We start from the raw sequence: 17894 nt of genomic DNA, 5'->3' as shown, positions 1-17894 counted from the left end.
AGGTCGACGGCGCCTCCCGGGACAGTGGCCGCGTTACGCCAGGCCGCCGCCACCGGTGTGCACGCCACCGGACGGCTCGTGGTGCCTCCTGTGGTGCTTCTTCTTGAAGGTCCTGTGGTGGTGGTGGAACTGACGGTGCTCTTCGTGGCGGATGAACAGCCGGCGCTCCGTGTTGCCGTTGAAGCAGGTGTTGCCGAAGGCCGGGTTCAGCAGCCCCACGACGTTGATGGTGTTGCCGCAGATGTTCAGCGGAATGTGGATCGGGATCTGGATCACATTGCCCGACAGCACTCCCGGTGACCCGACCGCGCCGGCCGCCGCGTCACTGTCTGCAAACGCTGGCGACATGCCGCCCAGCGCCGCGCTGGCCGCAAGGGCGGCAACAGCAGTCACTCGCGTGAAGCGTGACATAACAAATCTCCCGGTCGATTCCAGCGGCTCGCTGCCGCCTCCTGTTATCTGTTTTCGGCGTATATGCAGCCGCTGTAAAGGCTTTGCGAATTTTTCAGCCTTTTGGCCCTATTGCGGTGAATTGTCGCTGCGTCGGCGGTCTGCCCTCCGCCAATTCAGCGAGCGGCACCGGCCGGCTCACGCGAACGGACCCTCTCCCGCGACGGCCGTCGTCCGTGGCGAAATCGCCGCGTGAGCAGCCACGGAGTCAACGCCCTCGGTTCAACTCCGGTCGGCGTCACCCTCTCGGCGGGTAGCGAACGTCGAGCGGAACGCGCTCCGCTGACCGGGTGACGTAGTGTCAATCACGTTGTCTTCACGGTCCCCCGAATGGGTACTGGGTCGCAATCCAATCCGGTGGGCCGCCCATTCCTCTCCGGGGAGTGTCAGCCGGCCTGCCCTGTTCTGCCCGACGCTGTGAGTGGGGTGCGGCCTGCGGTGGGGCCCTGGCACCTCGGGTGCCGCCTTCCCCGGGAGAGGACGTTCACCAGCCTGCGTCGTAGGCCGGCGCAGGCTGGTACGGCGGCTCGCGCCACCTCTCTCCCGGGGGCGTCATGCGATGCGTACGTACCTTGTGTTCCCTTGTCGGTGCCGGTGTCCTGACGGTGGGTCTCACCGCCTTCCCGGCCACGGCGCAGGCCCAGACCCCGGTGCTGTGCAGCGAAAGCTCGCTGGTGGACGCCATCGCCACGGCGAACGCGGCCGGCGGGGACACCTTGCTGCTGCCGTTCTGTACGTACCGGCTCACCAGTGCCCACGGCAGGGGCCCGGCCGGGCCGGTGGGGCTGCCGCCGATCACCTCGCCGATCACCTTGCTGGGCATGGGTTCCACCATCACGCGTGACCCGAGCGCGCCGGCCTTCCGGGTCATGGAGGTCGAGGGTGCCGCCAACGTCCCCGCCATCAAAGGCCAGTTGAGCATGGTGGGGGTGACCGTGAGCGGGGGGAGCGCGGTGTCGCCCTATCCGGGAGGCGGGATCTCGAACTTCTACGTCAACGCCCCGGTCCTCGCCGCCCTCGCCCCGGTCTCCGGACCTCTCTCGGGAGGCAATACGGTCACGCTCACCGGCACCCACCTCGTCGAGGCCACCGCCGTGCGCTTCGCGAACACCGCGGCCACCTCCTTCACCGTGGTCTCCGACACCCGGATCACCGCGGTGGCCCCGGCAGGGCCCGCCGGGCCGGTCGAGGTCACCGTCAGCACGGCCGGCGGCACCCGCAACGCCGTCTCCTACGCCTATGTGCCGGCCCCCGCCCTCGCCGCGCTCAGCCCCGGCCAGGGCCCCGCCTCCGGCGGAAACAGCGTGACCCTCACCGGAACCGGCCTTGGCCCGACCACCCGGGTGCTCTTCGGTACGACGCCCGCGACGTTCACCGTTGTCTCCGACACCCATGTCGTCGCCGAAGCGCCACCCGGAGCCGTCGGGCCGGTGGACGTCACGGTCGTCACCCCTGGCGGAACCAGCGCGCCGGCCGGGTACACCCGGGTCGGCCCCCCAGCCGTCTGAGGGCCCGGCACGATCCGGAAGACACCGCCTAGTGGTGCCAGGCGTGCCCGCCCGTGTTGTGGATGAATCGCTGGAGCACCTTGACCGTGGTCAGGTACTCCTCGTCGGATATGCCGGCGTGCCGTTCCGCCCACAGCTCGCCCTGGAGAGCCGCGGCCCTGTCGTAGAACGTCCTGCCGTCCGCCGTGAGGCGGAGACGCCCCTCGGCGTCCTCGGTGAGCCAGCCCTGTGCGAGGGTCTCGTCGATCTCCGAGTCCATGGCTTCCGGGCCGGTGTCGAGGTAGCCCCTGAGGACCCGCGACACCTCGTCGCGGGTCGTGGCGGTGTCGGCGCGGGCGACCTGCGCGAGGACCCACCACTGCGGCTGCGTGGTGCCGATCCCGGCGAGGGCGGCCCGGGTGCGGGTGACGACGGCCTTGTAGGCCGCCCAACTCCAGTAGCCGATGGGCTGCTGTATCAACTCGGCATCGCTGTGCGAGTACTGCATGACCGGTCCCTCCGCCATTTCCTGCTCCCGTTCGACGACATCGACCGTAGAACGTCAACTTAACTTGAGGTCAAGGTCATTCGATCAAGGGGACGCCTCCGGGGTGGGGGTTCCGCTGCCGGCCGCTGTGTGAAGAGCGACGTTTCAGATAGTGGTTGCTATTGACATAGTGAGCACTATCTCTAACGTGGAAGGTATGAGCGCGGATGCCGACCACACCCCGAATCGCCGGCCGACCCGGGCGGAGGCCAAGGCCCGTACCCGGCGGCTGCTGCTGGACGCCGCGGCGCGGACCTACGCACGCAAGGGGTTCGCCGGAGCCTCCGTGGAGGAGATCGCCGAGGCGGCGGGGTTCTCCATCGGCGCGGTCTACTCGAACTTCGGCAGCAAGGACCGACTGTTCGTGGAGCTGCTGAAGGAACGCGCGAGCGAGCAGGTGTCGCGGGCGACGAAGATCGTGGCCGATGCGCAGACCGGTGATGACCCGGTGCCCGCACTCGGCCGGCTGCTGGCGAACGCCGCCGACAAGGATCCGGATTTCGCTCCGCTCCAGGCCGAGTTCTGGCTCTACGCGGTGCGCAACCCCCCGCTGATGGAGACGCTGGCGGAGGAGTTGCGCGCCCCCCGCGCCGAGCTGGCGAGCCTCATGGGCAAGGCGCTGGATCACATCGGCGCGCCTCCGGCCGTATCGGCCGACGCGGTAGCCACCATCGCGATGGCGCTCTTCCAGGGGCTGCTGCGCCAGCGCCGGATCGACCCGGCCAGCGTGCCGGACGAGCTGCTGGGCCAGGCGATGCGGTGGCTGTTCGCCGGCATCGCCGCCAACGGCACCGCGGCCGACGCCCAGGGCACCGAGGTCCTGGACGGCACCGCGCCTCACCGCCGGAGCACCGAGGTCCCGGACGACACCACCACCGTCGAACCGCCCGAGGAGAAACGATGACCCCCGCCGACGCGACGGCCACCCTGCCCTCGCTTCAGGACCTGCTCGACCCGCGGAACCAGGCCGATCCCTACCCGCTCTACTCCCGCTGGCGCTCGCAGGCGCCGCTCGCGCGCCTCGACGAGCAGCTGATGGTGCTCACCCGGTACGAGGACTGCGCCGCGGTACTGCGCGACGGCCGGTTCGGGCACGCGGAGAGCGACGACCCCCGGTTCACCGGCCGGGCCCGCCCTGCCCTCGAGGTCCTGGTCGACGACGACGGCCGCCCCGTGCGCGGCTTCCTCGGACTCAATCCGCCCAGTCACACGCGGCTGCGCGCCCTGGTCTCCCAGGCATTCACCCGGCGACGGGTGGAGCGTCTCGCGCCGCGGATCGAAGAGCTCACCGACGAGTTGTTCACCGCCATGGAGGGCGCACCCGGGCCGGTCGACCTCATCGAGGGCCTGGCCACGCCCCTGCCGGTAGCGGTGATCAGCGAACTGCTCGGTGTGCCCACCGCCGACCGCCACCGGATGCTGACGTGGTCGCACGCGGTCGCACGCGCCCTCGTCCCCGACTTCCTCCTGCCTCCCGGCGCTGCGGAGCAGGAGGCCCGGGCCCGCCAGGAATTCACCGACTACCTCCGGGAACTGGTCGTCGAGCGTCGTCGCGCGCCCGGTGACGACCTGCTCTCGGCGCTGGTCGGCGTGCACGACGACGGCGACACCCTCACCGAGAACGAACTGCTGGCCACCTGCACCCTGCTGCTGATCGCCGGCCACGAAACCACCGTCAATCTGATCGGCAACGGCACCCTCGCCCTGCTGCGCCACCCCGACCAGCTGGCGCGGCTGCGCAGCGCCCCGGACCTGACCGACAACGCGGTCGAGGAGCTGCTGCGCTATGACTCGCCGGTGCAGCTCACCGTCCGGTTCGCCCTGGAGGACGCGGAGGTCGCCGGCGTCCCGGTCCCGGCGGGCAGCACGCTGTTGCTGCTGATCGGCGCCGCGAACCGCGACCCCGCGGCGTACCAGCACCCCGAGCGGCTGGACATCGGCCGCACGCCCGTGCGGCACCTCGCGTTCGGCCAGGGCATCCACTTCTGTCTGGGCGCTCCGCTCGCCCGCCTCGAAACGCAGATCGCCCTGCGGATGCTGCTGGCACGCGCGCCACGGCTCTCGCTGGCCGGCGAGCCCGAGTGGAAGGACCACATCACCCTCCGGGGCCTGCGCCGTCTTCCGCTCTCGCTCGGCTGACCGCAGCGCTTCCGGAGGCAGCCATGCCCACCCCTACGCGCGACCGTCCGCCCGCCCCCGTGCGCCCGGGTCCGGTCCGCCGAGCCCCAGGTCCGGGCGGCGCACAGCTCGTCAAGCCCTACCTGGTCGCCGGGCTCGTCATGGGCGGCATCTGGGCCCTGAACCAGGGCGAGCCGCTGTGGGAGCACGCCGTGAAGCTGCTGGTCCTGCTGTTCGTCGCCGCCCCGCTGCTGCACCTCGCCCGGCGGCGCCGGACGGCCCGGCACCCGGAACACCGGCACCGGCTGTCGTTCGTACGGCTGGCCGTCGCCAAGGTCGCCCTGATCGCCCTGGCACTCGGCGCCGGCTGGCTGCTGGACGGTGCGATGGACCACCCCGACCTGGCCGTCGCGGCAGGACTGACCACCGTCGTCAGCCTCGTCGGACCGCTCCTCCACCGCCTCCTGCTGGTGCGTGCCCCGGAGGATGACCGCCCTTAGGACGGGCCGGGGAAGGTCTGGGGACCGACGACGGCGGCCATGGCTCCGGAGTCCCACAGTTCGGCGAACCGCTCGCTGTGCGCGCGCAGTTCCGCGATCAGACGCCGCAGTCGCCGGTCCGCCGGATACCGGCTCGCCGTCGCCCGCAGCTCTGCGACGTGTGTGGCGTCGAGCGCGCGCCGGTCCTGCGGGGTGTACCGGACGCACGCCGACGGCCCGCCGTGGGCGGGGTGGGGCGGACGAGAACCCGGGCCTCCGTCCGCCCCCACCGACGCCGTGATCAGGGTGCCGGGTGCGACATATCTGTCAGGGACCCGTCATGCGTACGTGTAGAACGCGCTGTGGTCCAGCAGGTCCGCCGGCGTGACGTCGTTCCATGGCTTCATCGTGTCGTGCAGGTCGATGACGTCGGGTGTGTCGCCGGTCGGCAGGTAGCCCGAACTCGGGTGCAGCGCCTGCCAGTCGGCCCAGAGCTTGTCGATGAAGCAGTGGTGCAGCCAGAAGACCGGATCGTTGGGCGACGCCCCGGTGGTCATCTGCCCGCCGACCCAGACGTGCACCCGGTTGTGCAGATTCGGCCCGCGCCAGCCCTCGAGGTGGTTGCGGAAGCTGTCCGAGGAGCTGTTCCAGGGGGCGGCGTCGTAGACGCTCATGGCGAGCACCCGGTCGACCTCGGCCCGGGTCGGCAGTTCGCGGACCCCGGTGCCGAGCGAGCGGCGCAGGAACGTCCTGCCGTCGACCCGTACGTTCATCGGCCACTTGCCGCCGCTGAAGGCGAACGGACCCGAGGTCACCCGTCCGTCACCGCTCCGCCCGTCACCGCCGAGGAAGTCGTCGGCCCACAGCGAACTGCGGGGGCTGCGGTCGACGGTCCAGTCCCAGTACGGGAGCGTGACCGACGGCGTGATGCTCTGCAGGGCTCGTTCGAACTGCAGCAGGAACCTGCGGTGCCAGGGGAGGAACGACGGCGACCGGTGGCCGGTCCGCTCCCCGTCGTCGGTGTCGCCGATGATGAAGGCGTTGTGTGTGCTGATGAACTCGTCGTAGCGGCCGCTGCGCTTGAGCTCCAGCACCGCGTCGACGAAGTTCCGCTTCTCGGTGGCGGTGAGGTCCGCCTGGTTCTTCCGGACTGCCATGTCGAGGACTCCTCGGTGGGGGGACGGGCCGGTACGGGGCTCAGCCGGTGACGACGGGGACCAGGTCGGCGCCCTTGAGTTCGCGAACGGCGGCGCGCGCCAACGCGCGGGGCGTACCGAACGTCTCGTAGTGGTTCACCAGGCTCACCCAGGTGCCGTCCGCGTTCCGCATCACATGGAGGTCGTCGTTGTCGATGCGGACGACGAAGTCCATTCCCTCGTGCGGTCCGGCCGGTCCGGCGCGGTGCTCCCCGCCGCCACCGGGGCCTCGACGTCCTCCGTCGTGCGAGCCCTCGTCGTCAGCCGGCCACCCCTCTATGTGGCGGCCCTCGTATATCTCGTCGAACGGATCCGGCATCTCGTGACCTGCGGTGCGCCCGGCTCCTGCCGAGTCGCGGTGGCCGTCCACGGGGCGGGCGGCAGCGGTTCCGGGGAACGCGACCGGTGCGGCGAGCACCGCCCCGGCGAGGGCCGCGGCGCTGCCGTGCAGCACCTGGCGTCGGGTGGGACGTGACATGGTCCACTCCTCTGTTCGTCTCGGCTCCGGGCTCCTCCTCCGGGCGAGGGCCGTGGCGGAGGGCGGAAGCCGGCGCGCCGACGGTCGGCCCGCGCCGCCACATGCTGTCAGGGACGAACGGATCATCAAGTCGCACCCGTGCAGCAGGCAACGAACGAGACAACACCCGGGCGGAGGTGCAGAATTCAACGGCGCTGATCGTCCTCATGCCCGGCTGCACGTCGCTGCGGAACCGGATATTCCGCGATGCCGGCCGTCCTCCACCGCAGATCCTTTCCTCTCGCCCCCGAAGCCGCGAGGGGCCGCCCACCCGCAACTCGGCGCGAATGCACGGGCTTCGGGCGCACGGGGTTTGAGAACCGCGCACCGCTACGTGCCGGCCGGCCGCCTCAGGGAGGCGACCGACGACCGCACAGGGCCGCAGCCACAGCGCGCCGGATCCGGGACCGGCACTGAATCGCCGTAGCGACCCGCTGGGGAAGGAGCCGCGCGGGGCAGATTGGGTCCGTCGATAAATACCTCGACATCGGTCGCGGTGATCGGGGACGCTCGCGCGATGACCAGAATCGACGACACGCCGCCCTCGTGGGACGAACGCACCCAGCTCACCACGTTTCTCGACTACGCACGGGACACCGCCCGCGCCAAGTGCGCCGGCGTATCCGCGGAGAACGCACGCAAGGCGCTCCTGCCGGGCTCACCGCTGATGACCATGAGCGGAGTGATCAACCACCTCCGCTGGGTCGAGTACTACTGGTTCCGCGTGGTCTTCCTCGGCGAGGAGGACCGGGGCCCTTGGACCGAGGAGGACCCCGACCGCGAGATGCGTATCGCCGTCGACTTCCCGCTCACCCAGTTGCTCGACGAATACGCCGAACAGAGCGCCCACCACCGCGAACTGGTCGCCGGGAGCAGCCTGGACCAGCAGGCCCAGCGCGCCGTCCGCAACGGCCTCCACGTCGACCTGCGCTGGATCCTCCTCCACCTCACCGAGGAGACGGCCCGCCACAACGGCCACCTGGACATCCTGCGCGAGATGCTCGACGGCACGACCGGCGACTAGGGGGAGACACCCCCTAGATCCGCCGGAGATCACGGAGGCGGAGCCGCCGACGCCGACGCGGAGGCGTCCGGCTCCGCCGGCCGGTGTGCCCCCTCGGGTCCACGACAGGCGGAAACACCACCCCCGCTCCGGTCTGTGCGCAGGTCGCGACGGATGGCAGGGTCGGTGGACGACGGTCCCGACGCGTCTGGAGCGGAAACGTGCGAGTCCCTTTGACAGCAGGTCAATTGGAGATCTGGATCTCCCAGATCCTGGAGCCGGTGGGCACGGCCTACAACGTGGGTGACTACTACGAGATCACCGGCGCGCTCGACGCGGCCCTGCTGCAGCAGGCGACGCGCACCGCCGTGGACGAGGCCGGATCGCTGGGCGCACGGTTCGTCACGGAGGCCGACGGGACGCCGGTGCAGGAACTCGGGCCCGCGCAGTGGGACTTCGCCGTGCTGGACCTGAGCGCCGCCGCCGATCCGTACGCGCAGGCCGTGGCCTGGATGCACGCCGACCTCGCCCGGCCCGTCGACCTCACCACCGGACCGCTGATCGGCGCCGCCCTGATCAAGGTGTCGGCCGACCGCCACCTGTGGTACCGCCGCGTCCACCACATCGTCGCGGACGGCCACGGCCTGGCCGCGCTCGCCCGCCGGACGGCCGGCCTCTACAACGCGCTGCACAGCGGGACCTGCCCGGAGCCGTCCCCCTTCGAACCCGTCACCGTCGCCGTCGAGCACGACCGGACCTACACCGCCGGGCGGACGTACCGTTCCGACCAGGAGTTCTGGGCGAAGGAGGCGGCGGCCTGGCCGGCCACTGGACGGCTCCGGGAGGACGCGCCGCCCGCCTCCGCGGCCCGTCAGGGCCGCCACCACCTGCCGGCGCCGGCGGTCGCGGCGATCCAGGAGCAGAGCGAGCGGCTGGCGGTACCGCCGGCGCACTTCCTGATCGCGGCCACCGCCCTGTACCTGCGGCAGGTCGCCGGAGCGGACGAGGTGACCTTCGGCTGCTCCGTGGGCGGGCGTTCCACCCGCGCGCTGCGCGGGGTCGTCGCGCCGCTGGCGAACATCCTGCCGCTGCGGGTGCCCGTGCCGCCGGATGCGTCGGTACGGGACGCCTTCGCGCAGGTGGACGGCCGGATCCGGCAGGCGATGCGCCACCACCGGTACCGCTACGAGGAGTTCCGGCGGGCGCTGGCCACCGTCGCGGGCCCGGGGGAGCCGCCGGGCGTGGGGCCGCTGGTGAACGTCGTGAACTTTGACCGCGACCTGCGCCTGGGCGAGGCCCGGGGCTCGGTCCGCACGCTGACCACCGGCCCCGTCCCGGACCTCAGTCTGTTCTTCGACGTGCGGTCGCCGAGCGAGGGGACGACCGTGAGCGTGGAGGCCAACCCCGCCACGTACTCGGTGGAAGAGACCGACGGCCACGCCGAGGGCCTCGGCCGCCTCGTGGTGGAACTGGCCGCGGCCGAGCCCGGGGCGCCCCTGCCCGCCCCGGCCCGACGACCGGGATGAGGCACCGGCCGGGCCCGCGGGGCCGTGGCCGTCACTCCCGGCGGGCGGGCAGCGAGGGGCCCGGGAGCGCGAAGGGCTCGGTGCCGGACGGTGCCCCGCCCGCGGGGCGGGCCCGGGACTGGCCGATGAGGAAGCCGGCCTGGAAACGGCTCTTGGCGCCGAGCACTTTCATGACCTCCGCGACATGACGCTGACAGCTGCGGACCGACATGCCCAGCCGCCGCGCCATGGACTTGTCCTCCAGCCCTTCGGAGAGCATGGCGACGATCGCCTCCTGGATCTCGCCGGAGATCCGGACGGCCGATGTCGCGTCGAAACTGAGCGGGAACGGCGAGGCGCCGCGCCAGGCCCAGTCGAAGAAGACCCGCATGCTGTGGATGAGCCGCGGCTCGCGGACGAGCAGGGCCGCCTGCGGGTCGTCCGGTACGCCGAGCAGCGCCGCGTGATGGTCGAACACCAGCATGCGGCAGAGGCCCTCGGACTGGGTGCGCACCTCCGCCCCCAGGCTCGTCATCCGCTGCACATGGTCGATCGTCGGCTGGTGGTAGCGGGCGGGATGCTGGTACAGGGTGCGCATGGCGACGCCGCGCGCGAGCATCCGGCGGTCACGTTCCAGCGCCGCCCGCAGCGACTCGGGCGAACGCGCCCCGCCGGGCTGCGCGGTGAGGACCTCCGTACGGCAGTTCAGGGTCAGTTCCTCGATGAGCTCCTCGACCAGACGCAGGTCGTCGACCATCTCGACGTGTGCCGCGTCGGTGTCCCGCGCCCGGCCCGATTCATAGGCGGGAAGCAGCGTTTCGAACATCCAGCGGAACCGCTCGATCTCGTCCTGCTGGTGCCGGACCTCGCGCTCCATCGGGCGCAGCAGCCGGTTGGCGGCGATCCTCGGCGGCACGACGGCGAGGCGCCCGGGGGTCCCCTCGGGACAGGACAGCAGCCGCAGGCCGGCGAGTTCCTTGACGGCCCGTTCCGCTTCATCGGCATCGAGCCCGACGGCCACGAGGTCTTCGATGCCGAATACGGTGCGGTCCGCCGCGAATTCGAAGACGGCCAAGGCTTCCTGGCTCATCTTGATTTCACTGACTGAGCGTGAGGTATTCATGGCCCACCCCTGCCGTACCAGAGACTTCCCCCGATCGGAGGGCAGCCTAGACATGCCCGGTCAACAACCGGTCAACGATGAGCAGACGGGAATGCCCGCATGGCGGTGAGAGAGCGGGACGACCCGGAAGAGGAAGTGGCCGACCGCGACCGGAAAGGCGCCGGGCGGCGAATAGCGGAGCGGCCCGCGGGCGGCGGATTGCTGCGCCGGAATGCGGACTTCCGGAAGTTGTGGTGCGGCGAGAGCGCGGGGAAATTCGGCGCGGCGGTCACCAGCGTGGTGCTGCCGCTGGTCGCCGTCTCCGTCCTGCACGCCACCACCTTCGAGGTCAGCCTGCTCAATGCCGCGACCTGGGTGCCCTGGCTGGTGATCGGCCTGCCGGCCGGCGTCTGGGTGGACCGGTGGCGGCGCCGAACGGTGCTGCTCGTCAGTGACGCCGTCTCCTGTGTGCTGTTCGTCTGTGTGCCGCTGGCCTACTGGCTCGGCGCCCTCGATATGGGCCGGCTGCTGCTGGTCGCCCTGCTCGCCGGTACCGCCGCGGTCTTCTTCCAGACCGCGTACACCGCCTATCTCCCCGCCATCGTCGGCCCCGGGGACCAGGCCGAGGGCAACGCCAAGCTGCACGGCAGCGCCTCCGCCGCACAGATCGCCGGGACCGGCGCGGGCGGTCTGATCGCCCAGGTCGCCGGCTCGGTCAACGGCATGCTGACGAACGCGGCGACCTTCCTCATCTCCTTCGCGTGCGTGGCCCGGATCCGGCACCGGGAGCCGTCGGCGCCCCCCGTCGAACGGGCGCGGGGCGCGCTGTTCCGGGAGGTCGGCGAGGGCGTACGGCTGGTGGCACGCGATCCGTATCTGCGCAGCCTGACGCTCTTCGGCGCCGCCTCCAACCTGTTCCTGGCCGGATACCAGTCGCTGCTCGTGGTGTTCCTGGTCCGCGACGTCGGTCTGACCGACAGCGGGGTGGGCGTGCTGGTGGCGATCGGCGGCGCGGGCGGTGTGGTGGGCGCACTCGTGGTGCGCCGCGGTGTGACCCGGTTCGGGACGGCCCGGGCGCTGCTGCTGTTCGAACTCGGTGTGCCGGCACTCGCCCCGCTGATGGCGCTCACCACCCGGGGCACCGCCGGGCTGGCCCTCTTCGTCGTCGGCTACGCCTCGGTCTCGGTCGGGGTGGTGGCCGGCAATGTCATCAAGGCGGGCTTCCAGCAGGGCTATTGCCCGGCCGACGTGCTCGGCCGGGTCTCCGCGTGCTCGTCGTTCCTCAACTGCGGCACCCTGCCGCTGGGGGCGCTGCTCGCCGGGGCGCTGGGGACCTGGCTCGGGGTGCGCCCGACGCTGTGGCTGATGATCGCGGGCATCCCGCTGAGCGCGCTGATCCTGCTCTGTTCGCCCATCAGGAACCGCCGTGACCTGCCGACGCGGGCGGGCGCGACGGCCTGAGGCAGGCACCGCACCGCTGCCTCGTATGCACCTTTTGCTCCCTCTCGTCTATGCGACAGGCGTGAATATCAGCCCTCGGTCGCCCTGGTGAACGGCCTGCTCCGATGACAGCGTGAAGGGCGTCGACCTGCGACCGAATCCGGTGACCGACGCCCCGTGAGGCGGTCGGAAAAGGTCCCTCCCGAGGAAGTAGGAGAAACCCCCCATGCATTTACGCCCCTTCTCCCCGGCCGTGCCCAGCGAACTGACCGACGAGCACGACACCGGATGGGGATGACCCACCGGAGCGATCGGCGTACCAGGAAATCAGTAAGAATCGACACGACAGGACGCGCATCACGATGAGTGATTCCCTTTTCTGGACCATCGAGACCGGAAAGCCCGCCACCACGCAGACCCCGCAGTTCGCGGACGCCACCGAGGCGTGTGCCTGGCTCGCCTCGGTCCACTCCGAGCTCCGCGTGGCGCTGCACCGGCACGGCGCGCTGTACCTCCGCGGCCTGCCCGTCCGTGACGTCGACGACTTCGCCAAGGTACGGGACGTCCTCGTCCCGCAGCGCACGCCCTACCGCGAGAAGGCCACCCCGCGCAGCAGCTACGGCAACGAGGTGTACTCCTCCACCGACCTGCCGCCCAACCAGGCGATCCGCATGCACAACGAGAACAGTTACACCCTGACCTTCCCCGGTCTGCTGCTGTTCGGCTGCCTGACCGCCCCCGAGGAGGGCGGCGCGACGCCGGTCGCCGACTGCCGTGAGGTGCTGCGCCTGCTCCCCGCCGACCTGGTCGAGCGGATGCGCACCGCGGGCTGGCTGCTGACCCGCAACTACTCGGAGCACATCTCTCTGGACTGGCGCACCGCGTTCGCCACCGAGCACCGCGAGGACGTCGAAAAATACTGCGAGGACAACCTCCTCTCCTGTGAATGGAGCGACTCCGGCGCGCTCCGCACCCGGCAGCTGCGCCCCGGCATCATCCACCACCCCGAGACGGGGGAGGGCGTCTGGTTCAACCACATGGCCTTCTGGAACGCGTGGTCGCTGGACGAGGAGGTCCGGGAGACGCTGCAGGACGAATTCGGCGTGGGCGGGCTGCCGTTCGAGACCGCCCTCGGCGACGGCAAACCCCTGACCCGCGAGGACATCGAGACGATCAACGCCGCCTACGAGGCCGCGACGCTGCGACGGAACTGGCAGCCGGGCGACATCCTGCTCGTCGACAACATCCTGTCCACCCACGGCCGCGACCCCTTCCGCGGTGACCGGCGCATCGTCGTCGCCATGGGCGACCCGGTCGCACTGGAGGAATGCCGGCCCACCGTGGCCGCCGCCGCCCGAGAGGAGCAGGCCGCGTGACCGGCGTACTGGAAGGCCCGCACGGCCTCGACGCGACCGCCGCCCCCGGCCGGCCCGTCGACCTCATGTCCCGCCTCCTGCAGGCCGTCGCGGCCGGCCCGGACCGGATCGCCGTCCGCGACCGGGACGACAGCCTCAGCTTTGCGCAACTCGACGCGGCGACAGCCGACTTGGCGGACATGCTGACGGGTTCCGGCGTCCTGCCCGGCGACCGGGTAGCGGTCAGCCTCCCCCGGGGCGCGGACCTCGTGGTCGCGCTGCTGGCGGTCTGGCGGGCGGGTGCCGCGTACGTGCCGATCGATCCCGCGTACCCCGGCGAGCGGCGGCACGCGATGGTGCGCGACGCCGGGGCCCGGGTGCTGGTGACCACGGCCGTCGCAGGGGAGTGGCCGTCGGGCGTGCGCCTCCTCACCGTCGGCCGGCCCGGCGCAGCGGTGGACCGGCGCCCGGACCCGCCCTTCCCGGTCGCCGCCCACGCACCGGCCTACGTGATCTACACCTCGGGTTCCACCGGCACCCCCAAGGGCGTCGAGACCACCCGCGGCGGCGTGGCCGCCCTCGTGGCGGCGCTGGAGGAGGCGGGTATGTACGCCCCGGAGCCGCGCGTCGTGGCCTGGAACGCCAGCGTCTCCTTCGACGCATCGGTCCAGCAGTGGGCCCGGGTGTGCCGCGGCGACACCCTCGTCGTGCTCGACGAGGACGAGCGCACCGACCCGGCCCGGCTGACCGCGGCCCTGGACACGTACGGCGTGCAGGACCTCGACCTGACCCCTTCGCACTGGCCCCTGCTCCGCGACGAACTGCTCGCCCGCGCCACCGAGGGACGCGCCCTGCGCCTGTTCATGGGCGGCGAACCGGTCCCCGAGGGCACCTGGCGGGAGCTGGCGGCCGAACGCACCGCCGGCAGGCTCGAAGCGCTGAACCTGTACGGCCCCACCGAGTGCACCGTGGACACCGCCGCCACCTGGATCGACGGCGACACCCCGCACCTCGGCCCCGCGCTGCCGGGTGTCCAGGCCCACGTCCTGGACGTCGACCTGCGCCCGGTGGCCGACGGCGTGGAGGGAGAGCTCTACCTCGCCGGCGCCCAGGTGGCCCTGGGGTACGTCAACCGGCCCGCGCTGACCGCGACGCGCTTCGTCGCCGACCCCTTCGCCGCCGACGGCACCCGGATGTACCGCACCGGCGACAAGGTGCGCCGCCGCGCGGACGGGGCCATGGAGTACCTGGGGCGCATCGACCGGCAGATAAAGATCCGGGGCTACCGCGTCGAACTCGGCGAGATCGAGGCCGCGCTGACCCGCCACCCGGCCGTCTCCGCCGCCGCGGTCACGCTGCATCACAGCGCGGTCTCCGGCGAACAACTCGTCGCCTACTTCGTGGCGTCGGCGGACCCGGTGGACGGGCCCCCGACCGCTGAGGCGCTGCGCGATCAACTGGCCACGCAGCTGCCGCAGTTCATGCTTCCGACGGTGTACACCCGCCTCGAAGCCCTGCCGCTGACGGTCAACGGGAAGGTGGACCTCGCCGCCCTGCCCGCCCCCGAGGAGAACCCGGCCGCGGACGCGGAGGCGGCCGCGGACCGCGAGCACGCACCCGAGGGCGAGGTCGAGACGCTGATCGCGGCCGTGTGGTCCGAGGTGCTCGGCCGTGAGCGCGTCCGCGCCGACGACGATTTCTTCGCCATGGGCGGCCACTCGCTGATCGCGCTGCGCGTCGTTGCCCGGCTCAAGAAGCAGTTCGGGATCGCCATGTCGACCCGCGAGGTCTACCGGCACCCGCAGCTCCGGGACCTCGCCCGGCACGTCGAGACGCTGCGCGCCGCAGGCTGACCGCCGCCCCCGAGCCCAGCGGGGCACGGGCCGGCCGGTCACCGCCGCAGCCGCCGGGGCGGCACCGCCCCGGCCCCCCATTCGCACGAGAGGAAGAGGAAGCGAGCCATCATGGCCGGACACATCCACGGTAGACAGGACACCACTGTCATCCAGATCAAGGAGCGGACCGAGCAGACCTCGCGCACGCTCATCTGCCTGGGGTTCTGCGGCGGCGGTACCGGGCCGTACCACGTCTGGGGCGACTGCCTCCCGGCGGACGTGGCCCTCTCCGCCGTCTGCTACCCCGGCCGCGAGGGACGGTTCCTGGAGCCCTGCGCGACGGACTGGGACGAACTCGCGGCCGACACCACCGCCGCCGTGCTCTCCGCCGTCCAGGGACCGTACGTCCTCTTCGGCCACAGCATGGGTGGCTGGATGGCGTTCGACGTGGCGGCCCGTATCGAGCGCGACGGCGGACCGCTGCCCGAGACGCTGGTCGTCTCCTCGTGCAACGCGCCCGACCGCGGCCTCACGCCCCGCGACATGTTCCCCGCCCGCCAGGACACGGACACCTCGCTGCTGGACTGGATGCGTACCAACGGCCTGATGCCGGCGCACGTCCTGGAGGACCCCGATCTCCAGGAGATGGCGGTGGAACTCATGCGGGCGGACATCCAGGTCCGCGACACCTTCCGCTACACGCCGGGAGCCAGCGTGAGCGTCCCGGTGCAGATGCTCTCGGCGACCGACGACGACGTCATCGAGCAGGACGCCGGAAACCAGTGGCGCCGGGTCGCGCTCGGCTCCTACCGCCACGACACCCTGCCCGGGGGGCACTTCTACACCCCCGAGATCTGGCGCCGGCTGCCGCTCCACATCCCCGCACTCACCACCACACCGACCGGCGCCTCCGCCTGAGCACGCCCCGCCCCACCCGAGCCACCGGGCTCCGCCCCCTCCCTCCCACACCCCGCTCCGCCTGAAAGGACACCCACGCGGTGACGAACCCCTTCGAAGACGCCGACGGCACCTACCTGGTCCTGACCAACGACGCCCACCAGCACTCCCTGTGGCCGGCGCGCCTGGCACCCCCCATGGGCTGGACCGTGGCGCACGGTGCGACCGGCTACCAGGCGTGCCTCGACTACGTCGACGCGCACTGGACCGACCTGACACCGAAGCCGGCCCTCGGCCACTGAATCCAGTCCGGATCTTCAAGGGAGCGTCATGAGTCAGTCGCAGAATCCGCGGTCGGTGCAGGAGGAGCTGCTGTGCGGCCTGTTCGCGCAGGTGCTCGGGGTACCGAGCGTGGGCCCGGACGACAACTTCTTCGCCCTGGGCGGCCATTCGCTCAAGGCCGCCAACGCGCCGTTCGCGTTCCGTGTGCGGGGTGCGGTGGATGTGGCGGCGCTGCGGCTGGCGGTCAATGATGTGGTGGCGCGCCATGAGTCGCTGCGGACGGTCTACCCCGCCGTCGAGGGAGAGCCCTTCCAGCGGATCCTGCCCCCGGCTCAGGCCGTGGTGGACCTCACCGTCGTGCAGTGCGCCGCCGAGGAGGTCACCCGGCGGTTCCACGAGGAAGCCTTCCGGCCCTTCGCGTTGTCGACCGAGCTGCCGCTGAGGGTGACGCTGTTCTCCACCGCCGCCGATCAGCATGTGCTGTTGCTGACGCTGCATCACATCACGAGCGACGGATGGTCCGAGGCCCCGCTGCTGCGGGATCTCTCGATCGCTTACGGGGCACGGCTGGCGGGAGGCGTCCCCCGGTGGGCGGCTTTGCCGGTGCAGTACGCCGACTACACCCTCTGGCAGCGTGAGGTGCTGGCGGAGGTGGCGGAGGAGCAGACGGCATTTTGGGCCCGTACCCTCTCCGACCTGCCGCAGGAGCTGGCGCTGCCCACCGACCGGCCGCGCCCCGACCACCCCACCCACGAGGGCGGCCTCCTGCACTTCGACATTCCTGCCGATCTCCATCACCGGCTGGAGTCGTTGGTCCGCGGGCAGGGAGTGACGACGTTCATGGCGCTGCAGGCGGCGTTGGGAGTGTTGTTGTCGCGGCTCGGTGCCGGAACCGATGTGCCGCTGGGAACTGCCACGGCCGGCCGGTCGGATCAGGCTCTCGATGACTTGGTGGGCTTCTTCGTCAATACGTTGGTGCTGCGTACCGATACCTCGGGCAACCCGACGTTCGCCGAACTGCTTCAGCGGGTGCGGGAGGCGGACCTGGCGGCCTTTGCGCACGAGGACCTGCCGTTCGACCGGATCGTGGAGGAACTGAACCCCGACCGGACCACCGCCCGGCACCCCCTGTTCCAGACCATGCTCGTCCTCCAGAACAACGCTCTGGCCGGCCTGGACCTCCCCGACACCCTCATCACCGCGCAGCCGCTCGACGCCGCGCCCTCCAAGTTCGATCTGGGCTGGAGCTTCTCCGAGCGGCGGGACGCCCACGAGAACCCGGCAGGGATCTCGGGGATGCTCCAGTACGCCACCGATCTCTTCAATGCCGATACGGCCGAGGTGTTGCACCGGCTGTTCGTGCGGGTGGTGGCGGCGGTGACTGCGGAACCGGATACCGGTGTGGAGGGGGTGGCGGTCTTCGAGTCTGCGGAGCAGGAGCGGGCGTTGCTGCGGCGTAGCGAAGAGCGGCGCAGCGAACTGCGGCGCAGGGCGGAGCGTCGTTCCGCTGTGGACGCTTCCGGGGCCGAGGGCGGTGTGGGTCGTGGGCCACGTTCGGTGCGGGAGGAGTTGCTGTGCGGCCTGTTCGCCCAGGTGCTGGAGGTGCCCAGTGTCGGGGTGGACGACAACTTCTTCGCTCTGGGTGGGCATTCGCTCAAGGCGACGCGGTTGATCAGTCGGA

Annotated in this window: 18 protein-coding genes; 12 read left to right on the top strand and 6 right to left on the bottom strand. The window is 71.3% G+C overall.

Annotation, left to right across the window (positions count from 1 at the left end; translation table 11 throughout):
- Positions 1-33 precede the first annotated feature (33 nt).
- Positions 34-411 carry a chaplin gene (locus OO62_RS41640; RefSeq protein WP_051732510.1) on the bottom strand — a complete coding sequence of 126 codons (378 nt, stop codon included), beginning with the start codon at positions 409-411 and terminating at the stop codon, positions 34-36.
- 644 nt (positions 412-1055) lie between these two features.
- On the opposite strand from OO62_RS41640, the gene OO62_RS37370 reads away from it, so the two are divergent.
- A complete protein-coding gene (locus OO62_RS37370) occupies positions 1056-1958 on the top strand; it encodes an IPT/TIG domain-containing protein (protein WP_063738962.1) in 903 nt (300 codons plus the stop codon).
- Between the two features lie 28 nt (positions 1959-1986).
- Here the strand turns inward: OO62_RS37370 and OO62_RS01570 are convergent, their stop codons facing one another.
- Entirely contained in the window at positions 1987-2445 is a 459-nt protein-coding gene (locus OO62_RS01570) for a MarR family winged helix-turn-helix transcriptional regulator (protein ID WP_033265517.1), read from the bottom strand.
- A 196-nt stretch (positions 2446-2641) separates the two neighbouring features.
- Here OO62_RS01570 and OO62_RS01565 point away from each other — a divergent pair, with 196 nt between their 5' ends.
- From OO62_RS01565 to OO62_RS01555, 3 genes are read left to right on the top strand one after another with little or no spacing between them, the layout of a single operon-like run.
- Positions 2642-3388, top strand: coding sequence for a TetR/AcrR family transcriptional regulator (locus OO62_RS01565; RefSeq protein WP_051732508.1), 747 nt, complete (start codon positions 2642-2644; stop codon positions 3386-3388).
- A complete protein-coding gene (locus tag OO62_RS01560) occupies positions 3385-4623 on the top strand; it encodes a cytochrome P450 (protein ID WP_078616977.1) in 1239 nt (412 codons plus the stop codon). Before OO62_RS01565 ends, OO62_RS01560 begins: the two co-directional genes overlap by 4 nt.
- A 23-nt stretch (positions 4624-4646) precedes the next feature.
- Entirely contained in the window at positions 4647-5102 is a 456-nt protein-coding gene (locus OO62_RS01555) for a hypothetical protein (RefSeq protein WP_033265303.1), read from the top strand.
- Here the strand turns inward: OO62_RS01555 and OO62_RS41635 are convergent.
- The 3 genes from OO62_RS41635 to melC1 are packed head-to-tail and all read right to left on the bottom strand — an operon-like array spanning position 5099 to position 6755.
- Complete coding sequence (locus OO62_RS41635) at positions 5099-5371, bottom strand: MmyB family transcriptional regulator (protein ID WP_033265302.1); 273 nt, start codon at positions 5369-5371, stop codon at positions 5099-5101. The two genes, OO62_RS01555 and OO62_RS41635, sit on opposite strands and share 4 nt — an antisense overlap.
- A gap of 48 nt (positions 5372-5419) precedes the next feature.
- Positions 5420-6238 (bottom strand): tyrosinase MelC2, encoded by an 819-nt coding sequence (melC2, locus tag OO62_RS01545; RefSeq protein ID WP_033265301.1) that lies wholly within the window; start codon positions 6236-6238, stop codon positions 5420-5422.
- Between the two features lie 40 nt (positions 6239-6278).
- The gene (melC1, locus tag OO62_RS01540) at positions 6279-6755 is read right to left on the bottom strand and encodes an apotyrosinase chaperone MelC1 (protein WP_033265300.1); all 477 of its coding nucleotides are present in this window, start codon (positions 6753-6755) and stop codon (positions 6279-6281) included.
- 556 nt (positions 6756-7311) lie between these two features.
- Here melC1 and OO62_RS01535 point away from each other — a divergent pair.
- Both OO62_RS01535 and OO62_RS01530 read left to right on the top strand, forming a co-directional pair.
- Positions 7312-7818 (top strand): DinB family protein, encoded by a 507-nt coding sequence (locus OO62_RS01535; RefSeq protein ID WP_033265299.1) that lies wholly within the window; start codon positions 7312-7314, stop codon positions 7816-7818.
- Positions 7819-7901: 83 nt separating this feature from the next.
- Positions 7902-9323, top strand: a complete 1422-nt coding sequence (locus OO62_RS01530) for a condensation domain-containing protein (RefSeq protein ID WP_346009363.1) — start codon at positions 7902-7904, stop codon at positions 9321-9323.
- Positions 9324-9354: 31 nt separating this feature from the next.
- Here OO62_RS01530 and OO62_RS01525 read toward each other — a convergent pair whose 3' ends face one another.
- Positions 9355-10392: a helix-turn-helix domain-containing protein gene (locus OO62_RS01525; RefSeq protein WP_033265297.1), complete on the bottom strand. Its 1038-nt coding sequence runs from the start codon at positions 10390-10392 to the stop codon at positions 9355-9357.
- A 132-nt stretch (positions 10393-10524) separates the two neighbouring features.
- Between OO62_RS01525 and OO62_RS01520 the strand changes: the two genes are divergently transcribed.
- From OO62_RS01520 to OO62_RS01495, 6 genes are all read left to right on the top strand, one after another.
- Complete coding sequence (locus OO62_RS01520) at positions 10525-11865, top strand: MFS transporter (RefSeq protein WP_228332593.1); 1341 nt, start codon at positions 10525-10527, stop codon at positions 11863-11865.
- A 341-nt stretch (positions 11866-12206) separates the two neighbouring features.
- Positions 12207-13220: a TauD/TfdA family dioxygenase gene (locus OO62_RS01515; protein ID WP_033265296.1), complete on the top strand. Its 1014-nt coding sequence runs from the start codon at positions 12207-12209 to the stop codon at positions 13218-13220.
- On the top strand, positions 13217-15052 hold the full coding sequence (locus tag OO62_RS01510) for a non-ribosomal peptide synthetase (RefSeq protein WP_033265295.1): 1836 nt from the start codon (positions 13217-13219) through the stop codon (positions 15050-15052). Before OO62_RS01515 ends, OO62_RS01510 begins: the two co-directional genes overlap by 4 nt.
- 111 nt (positions 15053-15163) lie before the next feature.
- Positions 15164-15952 (top strand): thioesterase II family protein, encoded by a 789-nt coding sequence (locus OO62_RS01505; protein ID WP_051732506.1) that lies wholly within the window; start codon positions 15164-15166, stop codon positions 15950-15952.
- Positions 15953-16032: 80 nt separating this feature from the next.
- A complete protein-coding gene (locus OO62_RS01500; RefSeq protein ID WP_033265294.1) occupies positions 16033-16233 on the top strand; it encodes an MbtH family protein in 201 nt (66 codons plus the stop codon).
- Between the two features lie 55 nt (positions 16234-16288).
- Positions 16289-17894, top strand: a 1606-nt coding sequence (locus OO62_RS01495) for a condensation domain-containing protein (protein WP_248782271.1), incomplete at its 3' end; no start/stop codon positions are given.

Origin of the sequence: Streptomyces lydicus, assembly GCF_000717345.1 — a bacterium.
Taxonomy (GTDB): domain Bacteria; phylum Actinomycetota; class Actinomycetes; order Streptomycetales; family Streptomycetaceae; genus Streptomyces; species Streptomyces lydicus.
This window is presented reverse-complemented; position numbering and strand designations above follow the sequence as displayed.

Excerpts from the sequence above, each read along its gene's own strand:
- OO62_RS41640 (WP_051732510.1), bottom strand. The coding sequence starts at position 411 with ATGTCACGCTTCACGCGAGTGACTGCTGTTGCCGCCCTTGCGGCCAGC.
- OO62_RS01570 (WP_033265517.1), bottom strand. The coding sequence starts at position 2,445 with ATGCAGTACTCGCACAGCGATGCCGAGTTGATACAGCAGCCCATCGGC.
- OO62_RS01565 (WP_051732508.1), top strand. The coding sequence starts at position 2,642 with ATGAGCGCGGATGCCGACCACACCCCGAATCGCCGGCCGACCCGGGCG.
- OO62_RS01560 (WP_078616977.1), top strand. The coding sequence starts at position 3,385 with ATGACCCCCGCCGACGCGACGGCCACCCTGCCCTCGCTTCAGGACCTG.
- OO62_RS01555 (WP_033265303.1), top strand. The coding sequence starts at position 4,647 with ATGCCCACCCCTACGCGCGACCGTCCGCCCGCCCCCGTGCGCCCGGGT.
- melC2 (WP_033265301.1), bottom strand. The coding sequence starts at position 6,238 with ATGGCAGTCCGGAAGAACCAGGCGGACCTCACCGCCACCGAGAAGCGG.
- melC1 (WP_033265300.1), bottom strand. The coding sequence starts at position 6,755 with ATGTCACGTCCCACCCGACGCCAGGTGCTGCACGGCAGCGCCGCGGCC.
- OO62_RS01535 (WP_033265299.1), top strand. The coding sequence starts at position 7,312 with ATGACCAGAATCGACGACACGCCGCCCTCGTGGGACGAACGCACCCAG.
- OO62_RS01525 (WP_033265297.1), bottom strand. The coding sequence starts at position 10,392 with ATGAGCCAGGAAGCCTTGGCCGTCTTCGAATTCGCGGCGGACCGCACC.
- OO62_RS01520 (WP_228332593.1), top strand. The coding sequence starts at position 10,525 with ATGGCGGTGAGAGAGCGGGACGACCCGGAAGAGGAAGTGGCCGACCGC.
- OO62_RS01515 (WP_033265296.1), top strand. The coding sequence starts at position 12,207 with ATGAGTGATTCCCTTTTCTGGACCATCGAGACCGGAAAGCCCGCCACC.
- OO62_RS01505 (WP_051732506.1), top strand. The coding sequence starts at position 15,164 with ATGGCCGGACACATCCACGGTAGACAGGACACCACTGTCATCCAGATC.